19 protein-coding genes and 1 pseudogene are annotated in these 21,059 nt (G+C 52.3%); 11 read left to right on the top strand and 9 right to left on the bottom strand.

The features are described 5' to 3' along the window. Nucleotides 1–8 precede the first annotated feature (8 nt). Nucleotides 9–1,313, bottom strand: coding sequence for an NAD(P)H-dependent oxidoreductase (locus tag ABWV79_RS14175; RefSeq protein ID WP_353392674.1), 1,305 nt, complete (start codon nt 1,311–1,313; stop codon nt 9–11). Nucleotides 1,314–1,643: 330 nt separating this feature from the next. Continuing rightward, entirely contained in the window at nt 1,644–2,711 is a 1,068-nt protein-coding gene (locus ABWV79_RS14170; RefSeq protein ID WP_353392673.1) for a hypothetical protein, read from the bottom strand. A gap of 760 nt (nt 2,712–3,471) precedes the next feature. Here ABWV79_RS14170 and ABWV79_RS14165 point away from each other — a divergent pair. From ABWV79_RS14165 to ABWV79_RS14155, 3 genes and pseudogenes are all read left to right on the top strand, one after another. Beyond that, nucleotides 3,472–3,990 (top strand): annotated as a pseudogene (locus ABWV79_RS14165) (integrase arm-type DNA-binding domain-containing protein); the annotation flags it as partial. Between the two features lie 103 nt (nt 3,991–4,093). After that, nucleotides 4,094–4,624, top strand: a complete 531-nt coding sequence (locus tag ABWV79_RS14160; RefSeq protein WP_353392672.1) for a site-specific integrase — start codon at nt 4,094–4,096, stop codon at nt 4,622–4,624. A 104-nt stretch (nt 4,625–4,728) separates the two neighbouring features. After that, nucleotides 4,729–5,361, top strand: coding sequence for a tyrosine-type recombinase/integrase (locus tag ABWV79_RS14155; RefSeq protein ID WP_353392671.1), 633 nt, complete (start codon nt 4,729–4,731; stop codon nt 5,359–5,361). 157 nt (nt 5,362–5,518) lie between these two features. Here the strand turns inward: ABWV79_RS14155 and ABWV79_RS14150 are convergent, their stop codons facing one another. Next, nucleotides 5,519–6,472, bottom strand: coding sequence for an SDR family oxidoreductase (locus ABWV79_RS14150; RefSeq protein WP_353392670.1), 954 nt, complete (start codon nt 6,470–6,472; stop codon nt 5,519–5,521). A 168-nt stretch (nt 6,473–6,640) separates the two neighbouring features. On the opposite strand from ABWV79_RS14150, the gene ABWV79_RS14145 reads away from it, so the two are divergent. Then, nucleotides 6,641–7,540, top strand: a complete 900-nt coding sequence (locus tag ABWV79_RS14145) for an AraC family transcriptional regulator (RefSeq protein WP_353392669.1) — start codon at nt 6,641–6,643, stop codon at nt 7,538–7,540. Nucleotides 7,541–8,158: 618 nt separating this feature from the next. Here the strand turns inward: ABWV79_RS14145 and ABWV79_RS14140 are convergent. From ABWV79_RS14140 to ABWV79_RS14125, 4 genes are all read right to left on the bottom strand, one after another. Further along, on the bottom strand, nt 8,159–8,563 hold the full coding sequence (locus ABWV79_RS14140; RefSeq protein WP_353392668.1) for a hypothetical protein: 405 nt from the start codon (nt 8,561–8,563) through the stop codon (nt 8,159–8,161). Nucleotides 8,564–9,071: 508 nt separating this feature from the next. Then, nucleotides 9,072–10,349: an adenylate/guanylate cyclase domain-containing protein gene (locus ABWV79_RS14135; RefSeq protein WP_353392667.1), complete on the bottom strand. Its 1,278-nt coding sequence runs from the start codon at nt 10,347–10,349 to the stop codon at nt 9,072–9,074. Nucleotides 10,350–10,863: 514 nt separating this feature from the next. Beyond that, the gene (locus tag ABWV79_RS14130) at nt 10,864–11,067 is read right to left on the bottom strand and encodes a hypothetical protein (RefSeq protein WP_058283652.1); all 204 of its coding nucleotides are present in this window, start codon (nt 11,065–11,067) and stop codon (nt 10,864–10,866) included. A 237-nt stretch (nt 11,068–11,304) separates the two neighbouring features. Beyond that, nucleotides 11,305–12,072, bottom strand: coding sequence for a helix-turn-helix transcriptional regulator (locus ABWV79_RS14125; protein WP_353392666.1), 768 nt, complete (start codon nt 12,070–12,072; stop codon nt 11,305–11,307). Nucleotides 12,073–12,177: 105 nt separating this feature from the next. On the opposite strand from ABWV79_RS14125, the gene ABWV79_RS14120 reads away from it, so the two are divergent. From ABWV79_RS14120 to ABWV79_RS14095, 6 genes are all read left to right on the top strand, one after another. Continuing rightward, the gene (locus ABWV79_RS14120; RefSeq protein ID WP_414478926.1) at nt 12,178–13,326 is read left to right on the top strand and encodes an ABC transporter ATP-binding protein; all 1,149 of its coding nucleotides are present in this window, start codon (nt 12,178–12,180) and stop codon (nt 13,324–13,326) included. A gap of 34 nt (nt 13,327–13,360) precedes the next feature. After that, entirely contained in the window at nt 13,361–14,524 is a 1,164-nt protein-coding gene (locus tag ABWV79_RS14115) for an ABC transporter substrate-binding protein (RefSeq protein WP_093962198.1), read from the top strand. A 38-nt stretch (nt 14,525–14,562) separates the two neighbouring features. Then, on the top strand, nt 14,563–15,414 hold the full coding sequence (locus ABWV79_RS14110; protein WP_093962199.1) for an ABC transporter permease: 852 nt from the start codon (nt 14,563–14,565) through the stop codon (nt 15,412–15,414). 7 nt (nt 15,415–15,421) lie between these two features. Then, nucleotides 15,422–16,243: an ABC transporter permease gene (locus ABWV79_RS14105; protein ID WP_170355768.1), complete on the top strand. Its 822-nt coding sequence runs from the start codon at nt 15,422–15,424 to the stop codon at nt 16,241–16,243. Nucleotides 16,244–16,261: 18 nt separating this feature from the next. Then, on the top strand, nt 16,262–17,020 hold the full coding sequence (locus ABWV79_RS14100; protein WP_353392665.1) for an SDR family NAD(P)-dependent oxidoreductase: 759 nt from the start codon (nt 16,262–16,264) through the stop codon (nt 17,018–17,020). Nucleotides 17,021–17,197: 177 nt separating this feature from the next. Continuing rightward, nucleotides 17,198–17,830 carry a tyrosine-type recombinase/integrase gene (locus ABWV79_RS14095; RefSeq protein WP_353392664.1) on the top strand — a complete coding sequence of 211 codons (633 nt, stop codon included), beginning with the start codon at nt 17,198–17,200 and terminating at the stop codon, nt 17,828–17,830. 197 nt (nt 17,831–18,027) lie between these two features. Here ABWV79_RS14095 and ABWV79_RS22310 read toward each other — a convergent pair whose 3' ends face one another. Together ABWV79_RS22310 and ABWV79_RS14080 are read right to left on the bottom strand one after the other, a co-directional pair. Further along, entirely contained in the window at nt 18,028–18,981 is a 954-nt protein-coding gene (locus tag ABWV79_RS22310; protein WP_502949865.1) for a zinc-binding dehydrogenase, read from the bottom strand. Nucleotides 18,982–19,116: 135 nt separating this feature from the next. Continuing rightward, the gene (locus ABWV79_RS14080) at nt 19,117–19,965 is read right to left on the bottom strand and encodes a TauD/TfdA dioxygenase family protein (protein ID WP_353392663.1); all 849 of its coding nucleotides are present in this window, start codon (nt 19,963–19,965) and stop codon (nt 19,117–19,119) included. Between the two features lie 108 nt (nt 19,966–20,073). On the opposite strand from ABWV79_RS14080, the gene ABWV79_RS14075 reads away from it, so the two are divergent. Further along, nucleotides 20,074–20,997 (top strand): LysR family transcriptional regulator, encoded by a 924-nt coding sequence (locus ABWV79_RS14075; RefSeq protein ID WP_353392662.1) that lies wholly within the window; start codon nt 20,074–20,076, stop codon nt 20,995–20,997. Nucleotides 20,998–21,059 lie beyond the last annotated feature (62 nt).

Here is a 21,059-nt window from a genome sequence, read left to right as displayed (position 1 = left end):
CTTTAAAGTTAAGGACTGGTAACAGGGAACATTTCGTCTTGTTGCTGGCGCAGTTTAACCGTGAGGCTATCGGTTGGTAGATCGACATCGTCATATGTCAAGACGGCATCTTTCGAGATATCGCGCTTTAGCGTTGCGTTCTCGGCCAGACCAATCGGTAGCAGGCTCTGCGACCGCACCACGTCATAGTTTTCGCACATGCCATAGGTCATGTATCCGCCCAGACCATCCAGTTTGGCCCCGGCTTTCAGGTCGATCTTGGCACAGGTGATTACATCCACGACCGGACCGGCGATAGGCGCAATCACGGTATCCTGGGCCAAAGCCACACGCGCGGCGGACAACGGTACCTCAAAAATCGTCAGGTGGTAAGGCACATAAAAGCTGTAAAGGTCGTTCTGCCCCAGTTTGCCATAGTTCAGATAGTGGCGCTGCATATCGTCCTGCGCCTCGGCAAAGACGTACACGCCGGGGCTGGGCTGACTACCGACCACATACTCAACGATCCCGCCCAATGCGCGGATCTGGTCAAGATCATAGGCCCCGGTCAACTCGTCCACATGACCTTTGTGCTCAATCCCGATCATACCGCGTTGGGCCACTTTGAACCCGGTCGCATTGGCCACAATTGCCTGCTCGAAGCTGATCTTGGTGCCATCCGCGAACGAGGTGACCATGTGCGGGGTTTGCCCCCATTGCTTGGCGAAACCCTCCTGCGTGGTCGGATTGCGGTAACGATCCTGCAAGCCCTTGATGTTGCCGCAAACCCGAGGGATCAGACCGATGCTTTCAACAAATCGCAGCAGGTTGATCTGCACGCCCGGCTGATCGCCATCACATCCGGTCAGAATAACGCCCGCCTGATCTGCCATTTGCTTAAGCAGAGGCCCGACCGTGCTGTCCAACTCGGCATTCATCAGAACCATGTGTTTGCTGTTCTCAATAGCAGCTGTCGTGACCCGAGCGCCGTATTCCACATGGCCAGTTGCTTCGATCAACACATCGACCTGTGACATCGCACAGGCCACCAAAGGGTCTGCGGTGATCACGAACTTGCCCTGTTCGACAGCTATGTCAGCGGCAGCGACAGTTTCAGCTTCGACGATATCATTGGGGGGAACGCCGGCATCCAGCAATGCCTGCCGCGCGGCGGAAACAGTGCGGTTACACAAGACGCCGACATGCATTCCGGGGGTATATCGCACAACCTGATTGACCAGACCGCGCCCCATGAACCCGGCGCCAAATACACCGATCCGGACTGGGTTATTCTCGGCAGCACGGTTCTTGAGAAGGGTATCGACAATGATCATTTACATACAACCAATAAAACAACTAACAGTTCGATCTTTGCGCCAGTGGATAGCAAGTGGCAGACTTTAGTCAGACTGGGCCTTGCGCAAACCAACGCGCTTTGCTCACAAGCACTTGATCAAAGGATAAACTGGAATCGTGATTCACATAAACGATTCGATTTATCTGAGCATTCAGTGGCTGATTGAAGACGGCGCATTCCAAAGGATTGTCCAAAGAATAGTCAAAAGTACCGCCGGATTTGTGGTGTGCTTGCTCAAAACCATCCGAACCATGCGTCACTCGCCTCGTGATCAATGGCTCGGTGCGCTCCGCGTCTGTCTGCTCTGTCAATTGGACCCTAGGCCTGCTGCCGACGCCGCTTTGACCTGAGTTTCTTCAAGAATGGACAGGCAGCGTCGACAAAATGTTTCCGACGAATGTTTTGCAAAGTTTTGAATTGGAAACAGGACAGCTTGACTGGGTAAATCAGAGGAAATGCGCTTCATATGCCGCCAGTAGGAAGGGTCGTCGAACTTAAATCCACCTTCGCAAACAAAGATTTCACCTGAAACGTTATCGATTACCAAGTCATGCGCGAAAAAACCGTGGCCAAGAACATGGTGTAGGTTCCGCGCTATGCCTTCGAATGCCTCAGCATTTGGGACGACCAGAACGTCGTTCAGGTATTCGACCAAAGCGGGTTCAAGGGGGGTATCTTTGGCATGCACACTAGGGTTCTCTTCCTTCGCGTCGCGGGCCCTTGGATATGAATGAAGGATCGTGTCGTCGATGCAAACGATTCTGACGGTCGTGTAGAACAGTCGGCCGTCGTACTCGATCCGCGTGTCAATGAAGTCAGTAAATATCCGCCGTTCATCCTCAGCAGGTAATGCCTCGGTTCCCTCTTGAATCTCGGTCGGTAAGGCCGTCCCGAAACGACTTCTGACGAAGCCCCCGGTTTCCCTGAGCGTCGGAACCGGGATACCAGCATCCACAAATGCCTTGTGCGACGCCAGCTTGTCCGCCAACAACTGACCAGCCTCGGCGGTATTGAATGTCGCGACGGCTTTCTTTTCGAGATCCAGCACCTTCGCACTGAAAATATCACTATGGTCTTCACCAAATAGGTGGACCAGAAAAACCGGTACTTCATCGCTCAGAGACGCTTCCAATTCAGCAACATTTGACGCCCATTCGGTTGCGAACCCATTCCTTCGCAAAGTGTCACAGAACGTCGGAAGAAACTCGAATGCCGAAACCTTTCCGTTGGCGAGTGGCCCAGCCTTTGTCAGGGCCGAAAATACGACTTTTGCGCGTTTCTCGGTTGGCTGCGATTCTCTAATTAGCCGATCGAGGATAAAAAGCGGTATCTTCGGAGAAATCTGCAATACTTGCTTGGAGAATTCTTTTAACACAATGGAATTCCAGTCTAAAACAGAGTAACAATCCGAAGTTTCAAAACTGCCGTCTTGCTTCGCTAACAGACACCTAAAGCTTTTTGACCATTAGCTGGTCTGTCGTGCCCGCTAAAGAACGTAGCTTCCTTGTCGGTAAAACCTTACTCGGAAAACTTGGCACATTTGCAGTTCTCTCGCAACTCGGCCGTCGTTTGTCGCAAGACGGGTACGAAAATCGAGTTATTCCATCTAAGCGCCTACCCATAGTCCCGATAGTTTCCAAGCTCCCGCTGCCCAGTGAAAGCGATATGGACTACCCATACCCTTGGCTTCGGTCTTTGCCAGGCCGCATCGCTCTCGTGTCTGAGGTCGTTTCCCAAAAGGATATCGCTTTTGCGACAAAGCGGTGATCCTTGAAGAGTTCGAAATCTAGGCCCTTTGCTAAGGTGTTCTCGCTGTGGTTCCTTGGGTACAGTTTAATCGGTGTCACTATGCTTCCGTATTGCTTTCGGAAACCAAGTGAAAACGTATGGCCACCTTTGTGCAACCAATCGACGCTTGTGTTTTTTCGAAAAAGTGATGAGCCGTGCAGGATTCGAACCTGCGACCCACTGATTAAAAGTCTTATTAGCCCATTTTCGATAGCATTATAGCCAATTCGATTGGACAGTATATTCTTTTAAATAACAAGTTTTAGCGTGTAGAGGTTTCTATAAGACTATTCCCAACTCTCCGCACTTTGCTTACCCTGTGCTTACCCAAGCCGTCCGAGACCAATATGCCCAACGTCGGATTAGCAAAATCAAGTGTCGATCGCCTTTCAGCAACAAACCGGGACACGATATATTGGGACGACGGTCTGCCGGGTTTTGGACTTCGCGTGAAAACGACCGGAGTCAAAAGCTTCTTAGTTCAATATCGCAACAAACAAACCGGTCGGTCGAAACGCAAGACACTTGGGCGATATGGGCCGACCTTGTCTTTGGGCGCCGCCCGCGAAATAGCACGCGCGCTTCTTGCTGACGTGGTACGTGGCGCAGATCCTGTCGCCGATGCTCAAAGCCTAAGGCATTCACCAACGGTGAACTCACTTGCCACGCAATACATGACCGAACATGCGGAACCGAAGAAACGTCCCAGTAGCGTTCGGAATGATCGGTCAATGCTGGACAGATACATTCTCCCCAAGCTTGGGGATCTTAAAGTCATTGGAGTGACGCATCAGCCTGTTCAGAAGCTTCGCAATCAAATGCGTGATACGCCCTATCAAGCCAATCGCACTCTGGCGCTTATGTCGAAAATGTTTGAACTGTCTGTGCGCTGGGGTCAGCGTTCTGACAATCCGGCGCGCGGCATAGAAAAGTTCCCCGAGGAAAAGCGGGACCGCTGGTTGTCAGACGGTGCTTTTGGTGGCTCTGTCAGAGCATCCAAATCAGGTTGCAGCGAAAGCTATTCGCCTGCAGCTCCTGACAGGCGCACGGATCGGCGAAGTGCTGAAGGCGAAATGGGAAGACTTCGATTTGGACCGCGCGGTCTGGACAAAGCCGTCGCACCACACAAAGCAAAAGCGACGAGAGCACCTGCCGATTTCGTCAGCAACCTGTGATTTGCTTGCGGCAATGAAAGCAGGGGCATCTCCTGAAAGTCGTTGGTTGTTTCCGGGACGCTCTCCGGACCAACCGTACAAAGATCTGAAGAAATTTTGGAGCTCGGTCACCACATCGGCAGGCCTTCAAGACTACCGTATCCACGACAATCGGCATACGCATGCGTCGCATCTCGTTTCCAGCGGTCTGAGTCTGCCTATAGTTGGTCGATTGCTTGGACACACGAACCCGTCTACCACGCAACGCTACGCGCATCTCGCAGATGACCCGTTGCGGCAGGCAGCGGATGTGATGGGTAAGAAGATCAGCGGTGGCAGTTCCTGAAACCTGAGAATTTCCTGTGCTGAAGACACGCGAGCGGCAATTAGACTGCAGCTGTCGGCACAGTGTCGATGTTTGGGACAGAAGGGAATGGACGGAGATATAAGATGTCCAAATCTCTACTTCCCGTTGTCACAACGCGCCGTCCGCCTTGGAACAAAGGCAGACTAGTCGGACAGAAGCGGCCATTGCAGTCAAAGCAAGTCTGGGCCATTCGCGCTCGGCTCGAACTTGCAAACAAGCTGAGAGACCTAGCATTGTTCAATCTTGCCATCGATAGCAAGTTGCGCGGGTGCGATCTCGTCCGCCTGAAGGTTAACGATCTCGCCGTCGGCAATTCTGTTCGCGATCGGGTATCCGTTGTTCAACGTAAAACTGCGAAGCCAGTGCAATTTGAAGTGACGGAGAATACACGTGAAGTCGTGTCGCAATGGGTCTCTTCTCTATACATGCATGGACAACGGTATCTGTTTCCAAGTCGTATGCTTGCTTTGCCGCATCTTTCGACCCGGCAATACGCTAGGCTTGTCCGGGAATGGGTGTCAGCGATTGGTCTCGATCCGTCCAGCTACGGCACGCATTCGCTTAGGCGCACCAAAGCAGCTTTGATATACAGAAAGACCGGAAACCTACGTGCCGTTCAACTTCTGCTTGGTCACAGCAAAGTGGATAGTACGGTGCGTTACCTTGGCGTCGAGCTTGAAGACGCGCTTAGTATTGCCGAACGCATCGATCTTTAACCTTTTAGGCGGGCGGGATCGTCCGCTCGCCGCTCCCAAGCAGACTTTCGGAATCTCCCGTTAATATTCCGCTTCGAGCCCCTTCTACTAAGTGCTGCACGGTGCTCGAATGTCCGAGTGTGGGTGAAGCATCACCAGCCGCACGAGACCCGTTGGATCAAATCTTCCACTTGAAGCCTGTTTCTTGTTCAGTCACTTCCCAAAGCCTTGTCATGACGGTTTTGTCATACGCGTGCGGGTGCAATGTACCTTTGCCGACCGGGCCAACGGCTTCAAGGCGGCCCGTTGGTCCGTAGAGTGCGCGTTGATCGGTCAAAGTCTCTTCGGTGGCGCACATAACTTCGGGATAGGACCCTTGCTCGGCCGTTTGAACCATCGGTGTCTTGGTCATCAGCCACCAGATGAACCGCATCGTCCGGCTGCCGCTCGTACTGATCAGTGACGTTGCCGACGAGCCGGGATGGCAGACATAAACTTCGACCTCGGTGCGCCCAGCAACGGCAAGCAGGTCCTGTAATTCATAAGCGAACATCATTTGCGCCAGCTTGCTTTGTGAGTATGCGGTGTTCGGCCCGTAACCCTCTTCCCAGTTCATGTCGTCGAACTTGATCGTTTTCAGGCCCATGTTGTAGCCAAGACTTGCCACGACAACGATGCGGCCTTTTGAGGCTTCGATCCGTTCAAAAAGAAGACCACAGAGTAGGAAATGACCGTAATGGTTGGTGCCAAGCTGGCTCTCGAACCCATCTTCTGTCAGCTTGCGGGTTGGCACCTGTGCGATGGCCGCATTGCAGATGAGCGCATCGATCCGGGTAACGGAATTCAGAACCTGGTCCGCAGCTTCGCGTACGTTTGCTAGCGAGGCCAGATCCATACGAATGAAGCTCACTTCGGCTTCGCTGCCGAACTCACTTTTCAGGTCCGCAACAGCCGCCTGAGACTTCTCAACTGAGCGGTTCAACATCACGACCTTAGCGTTCTTCTTAAGAAGCATCCGCGCGGCCTGGAACCCGGCACCGGCGTTGGCACCCGTGATGAGAAAGGTCTTGCCAGACAAGTCGCCGAGGCGCTCGGGCATCCAACCTTTAGGTCCGAATGTGATATCTGGCATCATTTGTCTCCTATCTGCGTTGGCGCGGGGGCTGAGTGAATTGTGTTCCGGCCTAGAAATGCAGATAACTCTCGCCAGAAGGCGGAAACAGGCGAGATTATCACAAATACTTGCCCGATTGTATCAAGGTAGTTGTCAGCATCAATCTGGAGCCTTTAAATCGCTCTTATGAGTAAGGATCAGATCAAGCAAATCATCGCAGACCGAACTGAAACAGACGGCCTGACCGAGACGGGCATCAAGGGTGTACGGCTATTTCGCGCCACGCAATCAATCCCCTGCGTTCCAGCCGTTTATGAACCCTGCGTTGTGGCCATCGTGAGTGGGGTGAAGGAAGCCGTTTTGGATGGCCGGAGATACGAATACGACAACAGTCAATATCTCTGCTGCCCAATGTCGATGCCGGTCAAAGCGGGGACGCCATTGGCCTCGCATGACAACCCTCTCTACGGGATTATGATCTCACTGGAGCTACGTGTTATGGCCGAGTTGGCGATTGAGATGGAAAATGCCGGGGGCGTTCTGCGTTCGGTCAAAGGAGCACTTTGGGAGCCGGGAATTAGGCTCGCGCGATGGGACGATGGGTTCACGGAAGCGCTGTTGCGGCTACTGCGGCTCGGAGACAGCGAGACGGATACAGCGGTTCTCGGCGAGGCGCGATTGCGTGAGCTGCTCTATTCGATCCTGAAGGGAGAAGCGGGCACCTTCGCCCGGCAGGCATTCGGTGCTGGCAACGCCATCGCACGTTCCATTGCGCACGTGTCATCACACCTAGATGCGCCGATCTCGATTGACGATATGGCAAGCCGAGCGGGCATGAGCCGGGCCGTCTTCCATCGCAAATTCAAGCAGGTCACGACGATGGCACCAATCCAGTTTGTTAAGTCGATGCGCCTCAACAACGCCGCCATGAAGATCGCGGGCGGGATGCCTGTAAACGAAGCCGCAATGGACGTTGGATATGTCAGCCCGTCCCAATTCAGTCGCGAGTTCAGGCGCATGTATGGGCAATCGCCGAGGCAATGGGGAGAGGCACAGAAACTACTGGTCAAAGTTGCTCCAGGCTGACTTGCGTGAGCAGAGCGGACCTTGGAGCCACCGCAGAGCACGGAAGCTTTGTCCGCAGAGCGGTCATTAGCGAAAATTCTGCGAAAGTCTGCACCGAGCCCTAAGTTCAAATTTCTGCACCTTGCATCAATGCCGGAAGTTAAGAAGAAAACCGTCGTTGAGTGTTCTATTCAAACCGCACCTTCTTCACTTTTTGGGTTGTGCTTTTGCTCCCAAGGGGTGTCTCATACAAATTGTAATGTGATCATTGGATCTTAGCCGTGTTCGACGCGTCGACATACCTCGCGATAACATCGATTGCAGTCATCGGCACTGTTCACGTCTTCTGCGTATCTTTTTACCGGAGATTCCCCGCCCTAGCAGGCTGGCTTTCTGATTTTTCATCTGGGATCGGACTTGGCTATGCTTTCCTTTTCTTACTGCCAAAAATCGGTGAATTGTCGGCCGATTTGGCTGCAAATGGGAAATGGGAAAACTCGCTGTTCGGTTATTCGCTCCTAGGATTTCTCATTTACTACTTGCTGGAAGCCAGTCGCGACACGGGGGCCGATAACAGGTTGTCGCTTGGCTTGGACACAGTGGCACTTGGAACCTATAATTGCTTGCTTGCCATTACCGTCATGCAAACGACGGGAACATCACCTGAGCTGTACGCTGTTGGAACGTTGGCCTATTCATTGCATTTGTTTGGGGTGAATATCTTTCTCTATAAGACAACCAGTCGTTGATGTTCTGTTCTTCATTATTGCTAGCTGTGAAAACAAATGTCTCAAGCTCAGTTGGGTATGCCGCTTTTTCCAAAGTACGTACCCAATCTGACGGTGGAACTCGTGCTAATTCGCCAAAAACACTTGTGCCTTCAAATATCCATGGGCTTCTGTCTAAAGATTCAACGGTTTCATCCCAGAAATAACCAGCCTCCGCGCTTGCTGATTGCGTGGACGCAGTAAGCGCCGCACCGGAGGCCAAAAGAGCGATAGCAATAGCGGAAGTCGCTAACAGCTTGTTTGCACTTCTTTTCATTTTGGGGATCTCCGTCCGACTAGACAATCTCTAAGCAATCCAGCCACGCTTCAGATCTGGTGTCTAGCCCTTTGTGTTTGGGCCAGAGGTTGTCATACGACTGCGAATTAATCTCGGGTAGGACAGTTTAGTAGTCGCAAACGACGGATGACAGATACTGTGCGCTAGTCGCCTTGAACAATGTTCGCTTCGTACGCATCTCGGAGGATGTATAGCTCGAAATGAAGGTCCGCTTCGGTGTGAGACCGGTAATCGGAAAGCGATGAGCATTAGGCGGCTTTGTCCGAAACTCAGCCGTTCAGCAGATTTCAGCGAACGTCCGCTGCCGTTCAATGCAGACCTACAGGCGAATTTTCTCGGAATGACCACCAGCAATGACCGCTATCCGTTCCTAAGCCGTCATCTGACGAAAAGACTCAGATGACTGCCTTGAACCCAAAGCTGACCGGTTTAATTCCAGCACCAGCGCCTAAACGAATGATTGCCAATCGCCTAATGCAATTGAGCGTTATGTGAAAATTTCGTAAGAAAAAACCTCTAAGTCTTCCTCAAAACCCCGCAAAGAATGCCGCCCCAATTTTTTCGGCTCTTCAGATACCAAGTTCACAAAATCGCCTGTTGCTAAAAGCCGCACCTCCAGTTTTCGCGTCAGGCCCTCTAACCTGCTGGCTATCGCGACTGATGGGCCAGTTACCGTAAAGTCCAAGCGCTTTTCAGTACCAACATTCCCGTAGACAGCCGCCCCAGTGTGCAAACCAACCCCAAATTCAGCACGGTCTAATGGATCAAGTTCTTCATTCCTTTGGAACGCTTCACGCGCCGCGGACAGGGCAGCTTCGCACATGTCTTCGGGTAGTCTTCGTTGACCATCAAAAGGAAAGATCGCAAGCAATCCATCGCCAACGAATTTAAGAACCTCTCCGCCGTGATCGTGTACCGCCCCACCGACACAATCGAAGAATTGGTTGACCGTCGCGACATATTTTTCCGACGACAAGCGCTGGCTCAAAGCCGTAGAGCCGCGCATATCGCTGAACAAGAGAGCAGCGCAGTCAATTATGCTGACATCTCCCCGGGCTATTTGACCGTTCAGTACGGATCGACCGGACAACTTGCCTAGATAGACCTCCATCAACTCAGCTGCCAAGAACTGCTCCGACAATACACGCGCTGCACCAAGCAAAGGTAAAGATAGCCGCGACAGACCATCTACCTCACGGTCTGTGAAGCCAGAACGACGCTTTGTAGCAAAAGACACCGACGCGCCCAAAGCCCACTCCATATCTCCGTCAAAGACAACGGTACGATTGCCGAATGGTGCACTGCATACGACATAGTCGGTGACACCTGCTTCAGCGAGTTTTCGGAAAAGCGGAAATTTGTTACGGGTCGCTTGGTCTGTCAGATTTGCTCGCATGAAAGGAAACTTGATTGTGCCGTTCGCAAGTCCATCCGCCAAGTCCCAAACTTCCTCATTAAAGTGCTGTTTCGCAATCTCATTGGCCAATTTCGAATTCTCTCCGAAGGGTGCTTTGTCGAAGAGATCAGCCGTTACTGAGCTGCGTGGAAGAACAGTCCATTCAATACGATGGTTCGATGCATCCCACGTTGCATCGAGCAATCCAATTACAGGGTGCATCATCAGGCGGCCCAAGGAAACACGCGTGACCGGCACGCCACCATCGATCAGCCTGTTACTTAACTGCTCGACTAGTCCACCAAGATCAGCATCAAAAAAGGCCAGCTTTTGCAGCCAATCTGCAATGCGATCGAAAACATCCGCCATAACTTACACCTCCACCATCATCTTGTTACAGCCGAAGGCTCGTGTCATTCGGTTTGTCTTCGAACGCTCAATTCTCTAGCGATGGGTTTGCAAATTCTCACGCACGTTCGCTCGCGATATTGGCCAAAGCCCGTCAATTTTTCAGCCTTGGAAAAAATGCCAGGCACAACAGTCGATAGAAAAACGTGACTATTCAACTTTAAAGTACTCTTTCCAAGGTCCTGTGCAGCGGTGCAACTAATGGCCGCTTTGTCCGCAGAGCCGTCATTCGTTGAAAATTACTCGATGTCTCATGTGCGGACAAAGCGGTCTGTGGTTCTCCAATCAAATCGGCCGACCTTGGGTTTACAGTACACGGTTGTGGAGAGTGAGAAAGACTAGTTGTCTTCACTTCCGGAAGTATGTTGTCTCAATTGGTACCCTTATTGCATGCTGAGCAGGACGTTATGGCTCACGAGCGTCCAGATACCCTCCGGTTAAGCCCTTTTGAGTGTCAGATGGTATCGTCCCAAAATTAGGTTGTTGGTTGTTCGGGTGCGTCACCTAGAGCCAGCAGCAAAAGAATAGCCAAAAGGGGTGATCCAACCAGACCGATCAGGAACCAGATCAAACCGGATCGGTTGCGCCGCCCTGCCATCGTGATCGGCAGGATATAAAGCCAGATCACGACAACCAGCAAGATGAGCATAAAAATCAACTGGATAACTGGTGCGTCCATGAATTTTTTGCCTTTCGTATCTTGACGCCATATTTAAAACGGCTGGTCCGGTTAGATAGACAATGGCCCGAAAGCGTTTTCGGTTATTAATTTAGCCCGACATGGGTCCCGGGCGTCCCAACCCTCTCCCTTTGGGTTCCTTGGCTATCAGACAATGCCGTCCAAATGTTTGGTGTTTTCCGGGTCACAAGGTAGCAAGGTCGGCAAAACGGATAAAGTGGGTGTTCAAGGAACCTTTTAAAGCGCCTTTTCAATGAACTTTGAAAAAAGCTCACCCTGCGAGTTGATCCTAAGTTTCGCGTAAATGTTGCGTCTGTGGATGCGGACTGTGCCTGGAGAGATGCCGAGAATTGTGCCAACAGCTTCTGCCGAATGGCCCTTCAATGTGAACTCAACGACTTCTCGTTCTCGTGGCGTCAGAACGCCATCGCCAAATGCCTGGAATGCTAGATCAACGCGACGACTAACGCCATTCGCTGCGGCGCCGCGGGCCATCGTTGGAAAGTTACTCCAATGTTTGCAACAGGCTGCCCGAACGAGCGGCCATAGAGCGTGCAAATGACGAATTTCCTTGGCGGAAAAAGGCTTCTCTGCTCGCATGAGCGAGACCACAACCATCCCAGCGCCTGGGATTTCGATAAAGTAGCCAATCTCCTCTGCTAACCCAGTCCTTTTGTAATAGCTGCGATAGTATTCGCCCTGATAGAACCTGTCCGGTGCGATATCGCGCATGCGGTACAGACCCGGTGTTATTGGTTTTGTCGCGGCCAAAAAAAATGGATCAAGTACGTAGGGCCCGGCTTGGTAATCCTCAACAAAAATATGCCGTTTGCTTTTGGGGAAATCGTCGTGAAGGTCTATTGGTGCTTCGGTTCCGACATGGCCAAACACCACCGTAAAATCAAATGGTGCGACCTGCCGTAAGCCATCTGCCAAAGCACATGGAAATTCTGGGGTTCCGATCTTCTCCACGACCCTGCCGGCCTCTTCCATCCAATCGTACACACGCCGCTCCAGATTTTCGAAATGCACCTCTATACCCCAATTGTGGTATATACAGTTATTCCGAGTTATTGTTACTTTTTTCTTGTTTGAGTGGTATGCCAAAAAATGCCAAAAAATCAAGCAAAAGGAAAACGGCAGTATATGAGCTTTGACATGAGCGTTCCCATGCAGACGATTGCGGAACTCCGAGGAGTGACCAAGACCTTCGGGAATGTGGTCGCCGCCAAAGACCTGAATCTTTCCATTGGGAAAGGAGAGTTCCTGTCGTTCTTAGGCCCATCTGGTTGCGGCAAAACCACTGCGCTTAGAATGTTGGCAGGTTTCGAGAAGCCAACCGAAGGTCAGGTGTTGCTCGATGGAGAAGTCGTCAACGACTTGGATGCGCACCATCGCCCAGTCAACATGGTGTTTCAGCACTATGCTCTTTTTCCTCACCTAAGCGTGTTCGACAACATCGCGTACGGCCTGCGCCAACAACGACCACGCGTAGACAAACAAAAAATCGCGACAAAGGTTGAGCAAGCGCTGGAAACTGTCCGTCTTGGTGGGTTTGGCCCACGTCGCATCTGGGAGATGTCTGGTGGTCAGCAGCAACGCGTCGCTTTGGCGCGTGCGATCGTAAACGAGCCCAAGCTTTTGCTGCTTGATGAACCAATGGCTGCTCTGGATCGAAAGCTTCGAAAAGAAATGCAGTTTGAACTGCAGAACTTGCAACGACAACTGGGAATAACTTTTGTCCTCGTCACGCACGACCAAGAAGAAGCGCTTTCAATGTCTGACCGAATTTGTGTGATGGAAGGCGGCAGTATTGTGCAGGTTGGCAGCCCACGCGAACTCTATGACATGCCCCGCAGCCGCTACGTGGCTGGATTTGTAGGTACCTCAAATTTCTTTGATGCAACTGTGACTGACTCAGCAGCCGACCAAATCACTGTGCGTTTAGCGAGTGGCCAAAAGGTGCACGGAACTCCGGAGATTCCAATAGATGCAGGGCAGGAAGTGTGCGTTAGTATCCGTCCTGAACAGATCACGCTGACCCGCGCGCTACCCACAGCTGAAATCGCTCTGCCAGTTACCATTCAAAATCGGATCTTCCTTGGGGAGCACACAGAATACCTTGCGCGCAACGAAGCACTGGGTGACTTCCACGTACTTGTGCCAAGGCAAGCGGAATTGAACGAGGGGACGTTCAATGCAGGAGAGCAGGCCTTTGTTTCATGGGGCGAAGGCGCACTGCTGATCCTGGAAAAATAACAAATCCCGCAATCCAACAACAGAGAGGTTCACAATGACCAAGGATAATGGGACTATTTCCAAGCAAAAGTTCATGGAAGAGCTTCGCCGGTACCAAAAGGGTTCGGTTACACGGCGACATTTCTTAGGCGTGACAGGTCTTGGGATGGCAACGGCCGTTCTGGGCACGGCCATTCCTGGGTTGCGTCCACGCCCGGCATTTGCTGCCGGGGACATTGGCGACCGAGTGATCCTCGCCACATGGCCGAACTACCATGACGAGATGAACTTCGAAGCTTTCACGGAAGCCACTGGCGCCCATGTTCAGGTCAATGTTTTTGGCTCGAACGAAGAGATGTTGGCAAAACTACAGGCTGGAGGGTCTGGCTGGGACGTTTTCGTTCCAACCAACTACACGATCACTACGTATGTGGGTGAAGATCTGATCATCCCGCTCGATACGTCCAAACTGCCAAACTACGACGCAGGTTCATTCGAACAGCGCTTTTCCGACGCCGGTTCTGTCGATGGCCAGCTTTACGCGGTCCCAAAAAACTGGGGCACGACTGGCTTTGCAGTGAACACCAGCAAGCTTGACGGCGCTCCGACTCCAACCACATGGAAAGAGTTCTGGGACCTTACTATGGAAGGTTACTCAGGCCGGACAATGGTGCATGATTACCAACTCACCACCATCGGTAATGCCCTGAAATACTTCGGCTACTCCTTTAACTCGGTCGATGAGAAGGAACTGGCGGATGCCGAGAAATTGTTGCTGGATGCCAAACCGCATCTGTTTGCAATCTCGTCGGATTATCAGCCACCGATGCGTAACGGTGACGCCTGGATGACGATGTGCTGGACAGGTGACGGCAAGCAGATGAATGTCGACATGCCTGAAATCGCCTACGTTCTGGGAACTGAGGGCGGTGAACTCTGGTCCGACTACTACGCTATTCCTAAGGGCGCACCCCATATGGATGCCGCTTATGCGTTGATCGACTTCCTGCTGAACCCGGAAGTTAATGCGAAAGAAGTCCTCGCTCACGGCTATCCATCGGCTGATGCTCGCACCAATGCGTTGCTGCCGAAGGAACTACTGGAAGATCCGATCCTTTATCCGGCAGCTGACCTTCTGAATGCACTCGAGTTCGGCGCGGCGGCTACACTAACCGATCCAAACCGTGCCGAGTTGCTCGCCCGCTTCAAGTCGGCCTAAGCGGCAAGGCCGCCAATATCGGAAAAGACGAGGACAAAATGACCGAACGAGGCAGAAAAGCACTGTTGCTGGCTCCAGCAGGAATATGGCTTTTGGTAATGCTAGCCCTTCCTCTGCTGGTCGTCTTCGTCTTTTCCTTTGGCGAACGGGGTGCCGCCGGAGGCTACGTTCCAGCGTTCACGTTGGAACAATATGCCAACCTTCCTGCGCGATGGACGGCGTTTAAGAACACTTTGATCCTTGCACCTCTGGGGACTATCGCTGCGTTGGTAATTGCCTACCCGCTCGCCTACTTTCTTGCAGTGCGTTGTTCACCAAAGTGGAGAACTTCGCTGTTGATCCTAGTGATCGTGCCGTTCTGGACATCGATCCTGATCCGGTCATACGCTTGGATTTTCATCCTTGGGGGGCGTGGCTTGCCCGCTTTACTAGAGTCGATCGGCATCGATGATATCCGTCTGATAAATACGCCGTTCGCTGTGCTTGTCGGGATTGTCTATGGGTATCTACCTCTGATGGTTTTCCCGATTTTTGTAAGCTTAGACAAACTGGATAAACGCCTTCTGGAAGCATCGGCTGATCTCGGCTCTACCCCATGGCGTACGTTCCGTCAGGTGACACTTCCTTTGTCGGTACCTGGTATCGCAACTGGCTGCATGCTGGTCTTCATCTTGCTGATGGGCGAGTTTCTGATCCCAGCGATCTTGGGCGGCGGAAAGGTCTTTTTCGTCGGAAATGCGCTGGTGGACCTGTTCCTGCAGTCTCGGAACTGGGCGTACGGATCGGCGGTCGCAATGACTCTGGTTGTCGTAATGCTTGTCACTGTCTCAATTTACATGAAATTCATCTCGCGCCTGGGTGGCCAGCGCGAAGATGTCTCGCTGATGTGAGGGCCCGATGCGCTTATACGCGATTTGCGTCTACCTTTTTCTCTATATTCCAATCGGCATCATCGCGCTTTTCAGCTTTAATGCCGGACGACACGCAAGTCAGTTCATGGGGTTCTCGACCCAATGGTATGGTAAAGCGCTGAACAACCCATTTGTAATGGACGCGCTCGAGACCAGTCTGCTTGCGGCATTCATAACTGCTTGCCTCGCATCCACTCTCGGAACCATGGCGGCCATCGCTTTACAAGGGGTTAAGGGATGGCTCCGAACTTTGTTTGATGCGATGATTTATATTGCGATAATGATACCCGGTATCGTCATCGGCATCGCGACACTCATTGCCCTGGTCACCGTATTCGGCTGGCTAAACCCGCTTCTTGCAAGCCTATGGCCCGATGGAGCAAATCCCCCGCAACTTTCCATGGGGATGCCCACGCTTGTCGCCGCACACACCATGTTCACAATGGCGCTGGTCATAATCATCGTACGTGCAAGGCTATCGGGTATGGACCGCGCGCTCATGGAAGCTTCTGCTGACCTCTTTGCGACGCCCTGGGGCACCTTTCGACAGGTGACCCTGCCGTTGATAGCACCGGCAATTTTGGCAGGCTTCCTGCTCAGCTTCACTTTCTCATTTGATGATTTCATCATCGCGTTCTTCGTAGCTGGCTCAGAAACAACCCTGCCAATCTACATATTCTCATCCATCCGGCGCGGCGTAACACCCGAGATCAATGCCATCGGCACTATGGTTATGGGCGCTTCGCTCTTGTTGCTCGTAGCAGCTCAGCTGCTTTTGCGCCGAGGCGCCTCAAAATCGAATAGTTAAATAAAGGAGCCAAGTGACATGCGGCTTGCAGGTAAGGTCGCGCTCGTGACGGGCGCGGGATCAGGAATTGGTCGGGCGGGTTCAATGACAATGGCACAAGAGGGTGCGCATGTTGTGGTAACCGATCGCGATGCAACACTTGCTGAAGCCACTGTGGCCGCAATCGTTGCGCAGGGAAATCAAGCATCTGCCATACAGCTTGATGTGACCGATGACGATGCCCTTACCAGAACCATAGACGAAGCAGTTAAAAACTTCGGTCGGCTTGACGTGTTGCACTCTCACGCTGGGTTGCAGATCGAAGGAACGCTGGAAGAAGTGAAACCAGATGGAATGGATGCTTCTTGGGCATTGAATGTCCGCGCTCACTTCATTGCCGCGCGTGCAGCCGTCCCCCATATGAAATCACAAGGTGGAGGCAGCGTGATCGTCACGGCCTCCAATTCTGGGGTTCAATATGACCGGGGTATGATCGCCTATGCGACTACAAAGCACGCTGCAGTTGCGATGGTCCGGCAGATGGCAGCCGACTACGCTGTCCATGCAATCCGTTTCAATGCCCTATGTCCAGGATTTGTAGACACCCCTTTCAATGCAGGCTTCGAAAAGCAGATGGGAGGCCGTGCCAAACTGGAAAGCTACATCGAGCAGGCGATCCCCATGAGTCGATGGGCGACAGTTGAAGAGATTGGCCATGGGATCGTCTATTTAGCTTCAGATGAATCCGCTTTTATGACGGGGCAAGCCCTGGTTATCGATGGCGGTGAATGCATTTAGTGATGGGTTAGACCGCTCAAGAGAATGTCTATCGCCGCAATTCCTTTTGGCGAGCACATTTCAGTCCGCTTTGGGCTCCTTCCGGACTTCAGCGGCCGCGCAGCAATCCCGTGATATGGTGCCTCGTCAGTGTCGGGTTGTCGTTTCGGGAGGGCCTGGCGGATCGGAGGATCAGTCATGGAAACACCAAACCTTCCAGCCATTCGCGCACTTCGCCCCGCATGGAACAAGGGCCGCATCGTGGGTCAGAAACGACCGCTGAAGCCTAAGCATGTCTGGGCGATCCGTGTTCGACTTGAATTGGCCGAAAACCAGCGCGACCTAGCGCTGTTCAATATGGCGATCGACAGCAAGCTGCGCCGCTGTGACCTGGTGAAGATGAAAGTCGTCGATGCAATGGCATCAGGTCTGATCAAGGAGCGCGCCTCAGTCCTGCAAAGCAAGACGCAGAAACCTGTTCGCTTTGAGATTTCCGAAGGCACACGCGCCTCAGTCGAGAAGTGGATGGAAGACGAGCTCATGGTTGGCTCCGAGTACCTTTGCCCTGGCCGCTTCCACGAGCGGCTGCATATCTCGACCCGCCAGTATGCGCGGATCGTCCGCGATTGGGTCAAATCGATCGGTCTTGAGACGAGCGCATACGGTACGCATTCGATGAGGCGGACGAAGATGACCCAGATTTACAAGAAGACAGGCAATCTTCGCGCCGTTCAGCTCCTGTTGGGGCATACGAAGATGGACAGCACCGTCAGGTATCTCGGCGTCGAGCTGGAGGATGCGCTAGCAATCGCCGAAGACATTGAAATCTAGCAACTTCGGGTCGCCTTCGGGGGGGCGCCCAAAGCGACCATTTGCGTGAGCCGCAGCGAAAGGCTGCTTTGAGCCCAAAGCAGGCGTTCATTGCGTTACCCGGAACAGCTAGTTTGCGCGAAAAACTGAATTTGCATAGGAGCGCACAACGATAAAGAGAATGACTGTTTAACAAACCTATCAGGCGTTTGGACTGATCACGGCTGAAACCTCGTGATAACAGCGGTTCCCGGGGAAGTTGGTCCATTCATTGCTCGAAGTTCATTACTAGCCTCTTCCAATCGGACCTCCCTGGCGACCATTGGCTGGATATCCACTTCGCCACGTTCGATCATTCCTAGAAGACGAGGGTATTTCCATGAAGGCATACCACGAGTGCCGAAAAACGAGAGTTGTTTAGAATAGATCGCACGCATATTCACCTGCATCAGGCCGTCGCTCGACGGCATACCAATTTGTACGTGTCGACCAAGGATAGCGAGACACTCTAAGGATGCGTTCGTCGTTTTTTCGATCCCCAGCGCTTCTATGGAAACCTGTGCTCCTCCATCCGTGATATCTAGGATCGCTGCTGCGGCGTCTTCTTTGCTGGCATTTACTGTAGCGTCTGCGCCGTTGAGCTTTGCATGCTCAAGTTTCTCTTCAACCACATCCACTACGACAACTTGGCATCCAAGCATTTTTGCCAATAGAAGAACGGACAAGCCAATACCTCCTGTTCCGTGGACAGCCACCCATTCACCTGCTGCGACATCTGCACGGTCTGTCAAAGCATGCCAAGCAGTGGTTACACGACACCCGAGCCCTGCCGCCAAGGAAGGAGAGAGCGTTTCTGGCAAGTGAACCAAGTTATGGTCAAACGGCACAGCGACATATTCTGCGTAGGCACCTGGCGTTCCAAATCCTGGAACGATTTGGTAAGCACAAGTGTTTGATACGCCTGTTTGACAAGCGTTGCAGCTGCCGCAACCCAAGATGAATGGCGCTATGAGGCGGTCACCAACACTGTGCTTCGCTTGAGGCCCTGCCTCTACCACAGTTCCACAATATTCGTGCCCTAAGATGGAGCCATTTTGAACTTTGGGGTGCGCGCCAGACCATCCATGGTAATCCGAGCGGCATACTCCACAGGCTGCGACCTCCAGGACCACTCCATTGTCTGGGCAGGTTGGATCCGGGACCGTCTCAATCGAAAGATCTTCACAAAACTTTCTTACGACTGCAGCTCGCACTTATCGCTCCTAAAGATTCGGTTTCTTTGATCCAGCAATTCGGTTCGGTCGAGTCTAGACAGGCCTATCGCCTTTCACGGTCACACGTCGCCCTTTTCTCTCAGCGGGCCAATAGTCCCAGATCGCACGATGCATACAGCACCGGTTGTCCCAAAAGGCCATGTCGTTAAGTGACCACCTGAACCGGATTTGATAGTTGATCTGTTCCGCATGCTCGAAAAGCATGTTGAGGATCGCGTCGCTTTCCTTTTCCGACAAGCCCAAAATCTTTGTTGTAAATGTTCGATTCACAAACAGCGACTTTCGGCCCGTTTCCGGATGGGTCCTGACGATCGGATGAACTGCTTCGGGACAGTCAATTTCGCTGTCTTTTTGCCCCCGGTCGCTATAGCGGCCTTTGTAGATATGCTCGGAACTATGAAGTGCAGATAACCCGTTGATCATATCTTTTATCGGTTCCGAAAGATCATCGTAGGCCGCATACATATCACTGAACATGGTATCCCCGCCGCAGGGTGGTGCAATATGGATTTGCAGCATAGTTCCAAGGGGCGGTGTCTCATCGCAAGAGACGTCAGAGTGCCAGAACTCACCGTTTGCTACCTTGGAATTCTTAGTTGCATGTATTTCGAAAATCTCTGGGTACCCGTCCATCGTTGGGGCAGCGGGGTGTGCGTGAAGCGGCCCAAAGCGTTTCCCAAATTCAATGTGCTGCGCAGGTGTTATTTCCTTCTGCTCTTTGAAGAACAGCACCTGGTAGGTGTGAAAAGCTTCGCAGATCTCTGCAAACTGGTCGTCAGGCACAGGCCGGCTTAGGTCGACTCCGTAGATCTCAGCCCCGAGGTTTGGAGCGAAGGGTTTGGCGACGATGGAAGTATAGGCGTTGGATTTGGGAGCAACCATAAGCACCTCTGGGTTTGGTTTCATAAGGCGTGCTGTGCGCATGGTACACATCAACAAAAATGAACAAAAACGAAAAATCTTTGACAGATTGGTGAAAAACTTTCACGTATGGACCACGATTTAAGCGGTAGCGAGGTTATCGGAATGAGCATTCGGGCACTGCGAACTCTAATTGCAGTTCATCGACATGGTAGCTTCCGTGCCGCGTCAGAGGCGGAGCATCTAACTCCGTCGGCGGTCAGTCACCAGATGCGGAATCTGGAGGTCGCGTTGGGGCTCGATTTATTTGACCGATCATCCAAGTCGCCCAAATTTACTCATACCGGGCTAACCTTCGTCGGAGAGGCTGCTGCGGTGGTGGCCGCATATGACGGTTTGGCGGAAAGGGTGAAGTCGAACAACGAACTCTCTGGTGAAATAACTTTGGGTGCCGTTCCAACGACCCTGACTGGATTAGTGCCGACTGCGCTAGCGACGCTAAAGTCCGTGCATCCGGATATCCTTGTACGGATTGTTCCAGGTTTGACGAATCAGCTTTTGCTACAATTAGACCGCGGGCAGATCCAAGCGGCGATCATCTCCCGACCAGATATTCTGCCAAACACGTTGGAATTCTCTGAAATTGTATCCGAAAAATTGGTCCTGCTTGTCTCGGAAAACACCCCAGATTTATCTTCGAGAGAACTGCTTTGTGCGTCACCGTTTATTCGTTTTACGCGTGATGCGGTTGTGGGAAGGCAAATCGAGACTTGGCTGCAAAGGAAAGGCATTGAAGTCAAAGACGCTATGGAGCTTGAGAGTCTTGAAGCAATCTCAAGTATGGTCGCCGCTGAACTTGGCGTATCAATCATACCAGACAGCCGTTTAGCTGCATATGACCATCTGCGGCTCAAAAGGATCCCCCTTGAACAGAAGGGACCAGAACGCATTGTTGGCTTAGTAAGTATGACGGCATCGCCTTACACCAAAATGATCGACGCAGTTACGACGGCGCTAGTGGAAGCAGCAGATAGCCAACGGGTTTATCTGTGAGTTGGCACTCAATTAGGTATCCACAAGACATTTTCGACCACTTGAACCAGGAAAACTGGAAG

This window comes from Ruegeria sp. HU-ET01832 (genome assembly GCF_040371315.1).
Lineage (GTDB): Bacteria > Pseudomonadota > Alphaproteobacteria > Rhodobacterales > Rhodobacteraceae > Ruegeria > Ruegeria lacuscaerulensis_A.
The sequence above is the reverse complement of the archived record's forward strand: the minus strand, read 5'-3'. Positions and strand labels throughout refer to the sequence as shown.

Bases quoted from the DNA above. Each gene is read 5' to 3' on its own strand.
- ABWV79_RS14175 (WP_353392674.1), bottom strand. From the start codon at position 1,313: ATGATCATTGTCGATACCCTTCTCAAGAACCGTGCTGCCGAGAATAAC.
- ABWV79_RS14155 (WP_353392671.1), top strand. From the start codon at position 4,729: ATGTCCAAATCTCTACTTCCCGTTGTCACAACGCGCCGTCCGCCTTGG.
- ABWV79_RS14150 (WP_353392670.1), bottom strand. From the start codon at position 6,472: ATGCCAGATATCACATTCGGACCTAAAGGTTGGATGCCCGAGCGCCTC.
- ABWV79_RS14145 (WP_353392669.1), top strand. From the start codon at position 6,641: ATGAGTAAGGATCAGATCAAGCAAATCATCGCAGACCGAACTGAAACA.
- ABWV79_RS14140 (WP_353392668.1), bottom strand. From the start codon at position 8,563: ATGAAAAGAAGTGCAAACAAGCTGTTAGCGACTTCCGCTATTGCTATC.
- ABWV79_RS14135 (WP_353392667.1), bottom strand. From the start codon at position 10,349: ATGGCGGATGTTTTCGATCGCATTGCAGATTGGCTGCAAAAGCTGGCC.
- ABWV79_RS14130 (WP_058283652.1), bottom strand. From the start codon at position 11,067: ATGGACGCACCAGTTATCCAGTTGATTTTTATGCTCATCTTGCTGGTT.
- ABWV79_RS14120 (WP_414478926.1), top strand. From the start codon at position 12,178: ATGCCAAAAAATCAAGCAAAAGGAAAACGGCAGTATATGAGCTTTGAC.
- ABWV79_RS14115 (WP_093962198.1), top strand. From the start codon at position 13,361: ATGACCAAGGATAATGGGACTATTTCCAAGCAAAAGTTCATGGAAGAG.
- ABWV79_RS14110 (WP_093962199.1), top strand. From the start codon at position 14,563: ATGACCGAACGAGGCAGAAAAGCACTGTTGCTGGCTCCAGCAGGAATA.
- ABWV79_RS14105 (WP_170355768.1), top strand. From the start codon at position 15,422: ATGCGCTTATACGCGATTTGCGTCTACCTTTTTCTCTATATTCCAATC.
- ABWV79_RS14100 (WP_353392665.1), top strand. From the start codon at position 16,262: ATGCGGCTTGCAGGTAAGGTCGCGCTCGTGACGGGCGCGGGATCAGGA.
- ABWV79_RS14095 (WP_353392664.1), top strand. From the start codon at position 17,198: ATGGAAACACCAAACCTTCCAGCCATTCGCGCACTTCGCCCCGCATGG.
- ABWV79_RS14080 (WP_353392663.1), bottom strand. From the start codon at position 19,965: ATGGTTGCTCCCAAATCCAACGCCTATACTTCCATCGTCGCCAAACCC.
- ABWV79_RS14075 (WP_353392662.1), top strand. From the start codon at position 20,074: ATGGACCACGATTTAAGCGGTAGCGAGGTTATCGGAATGAGCATTCGG.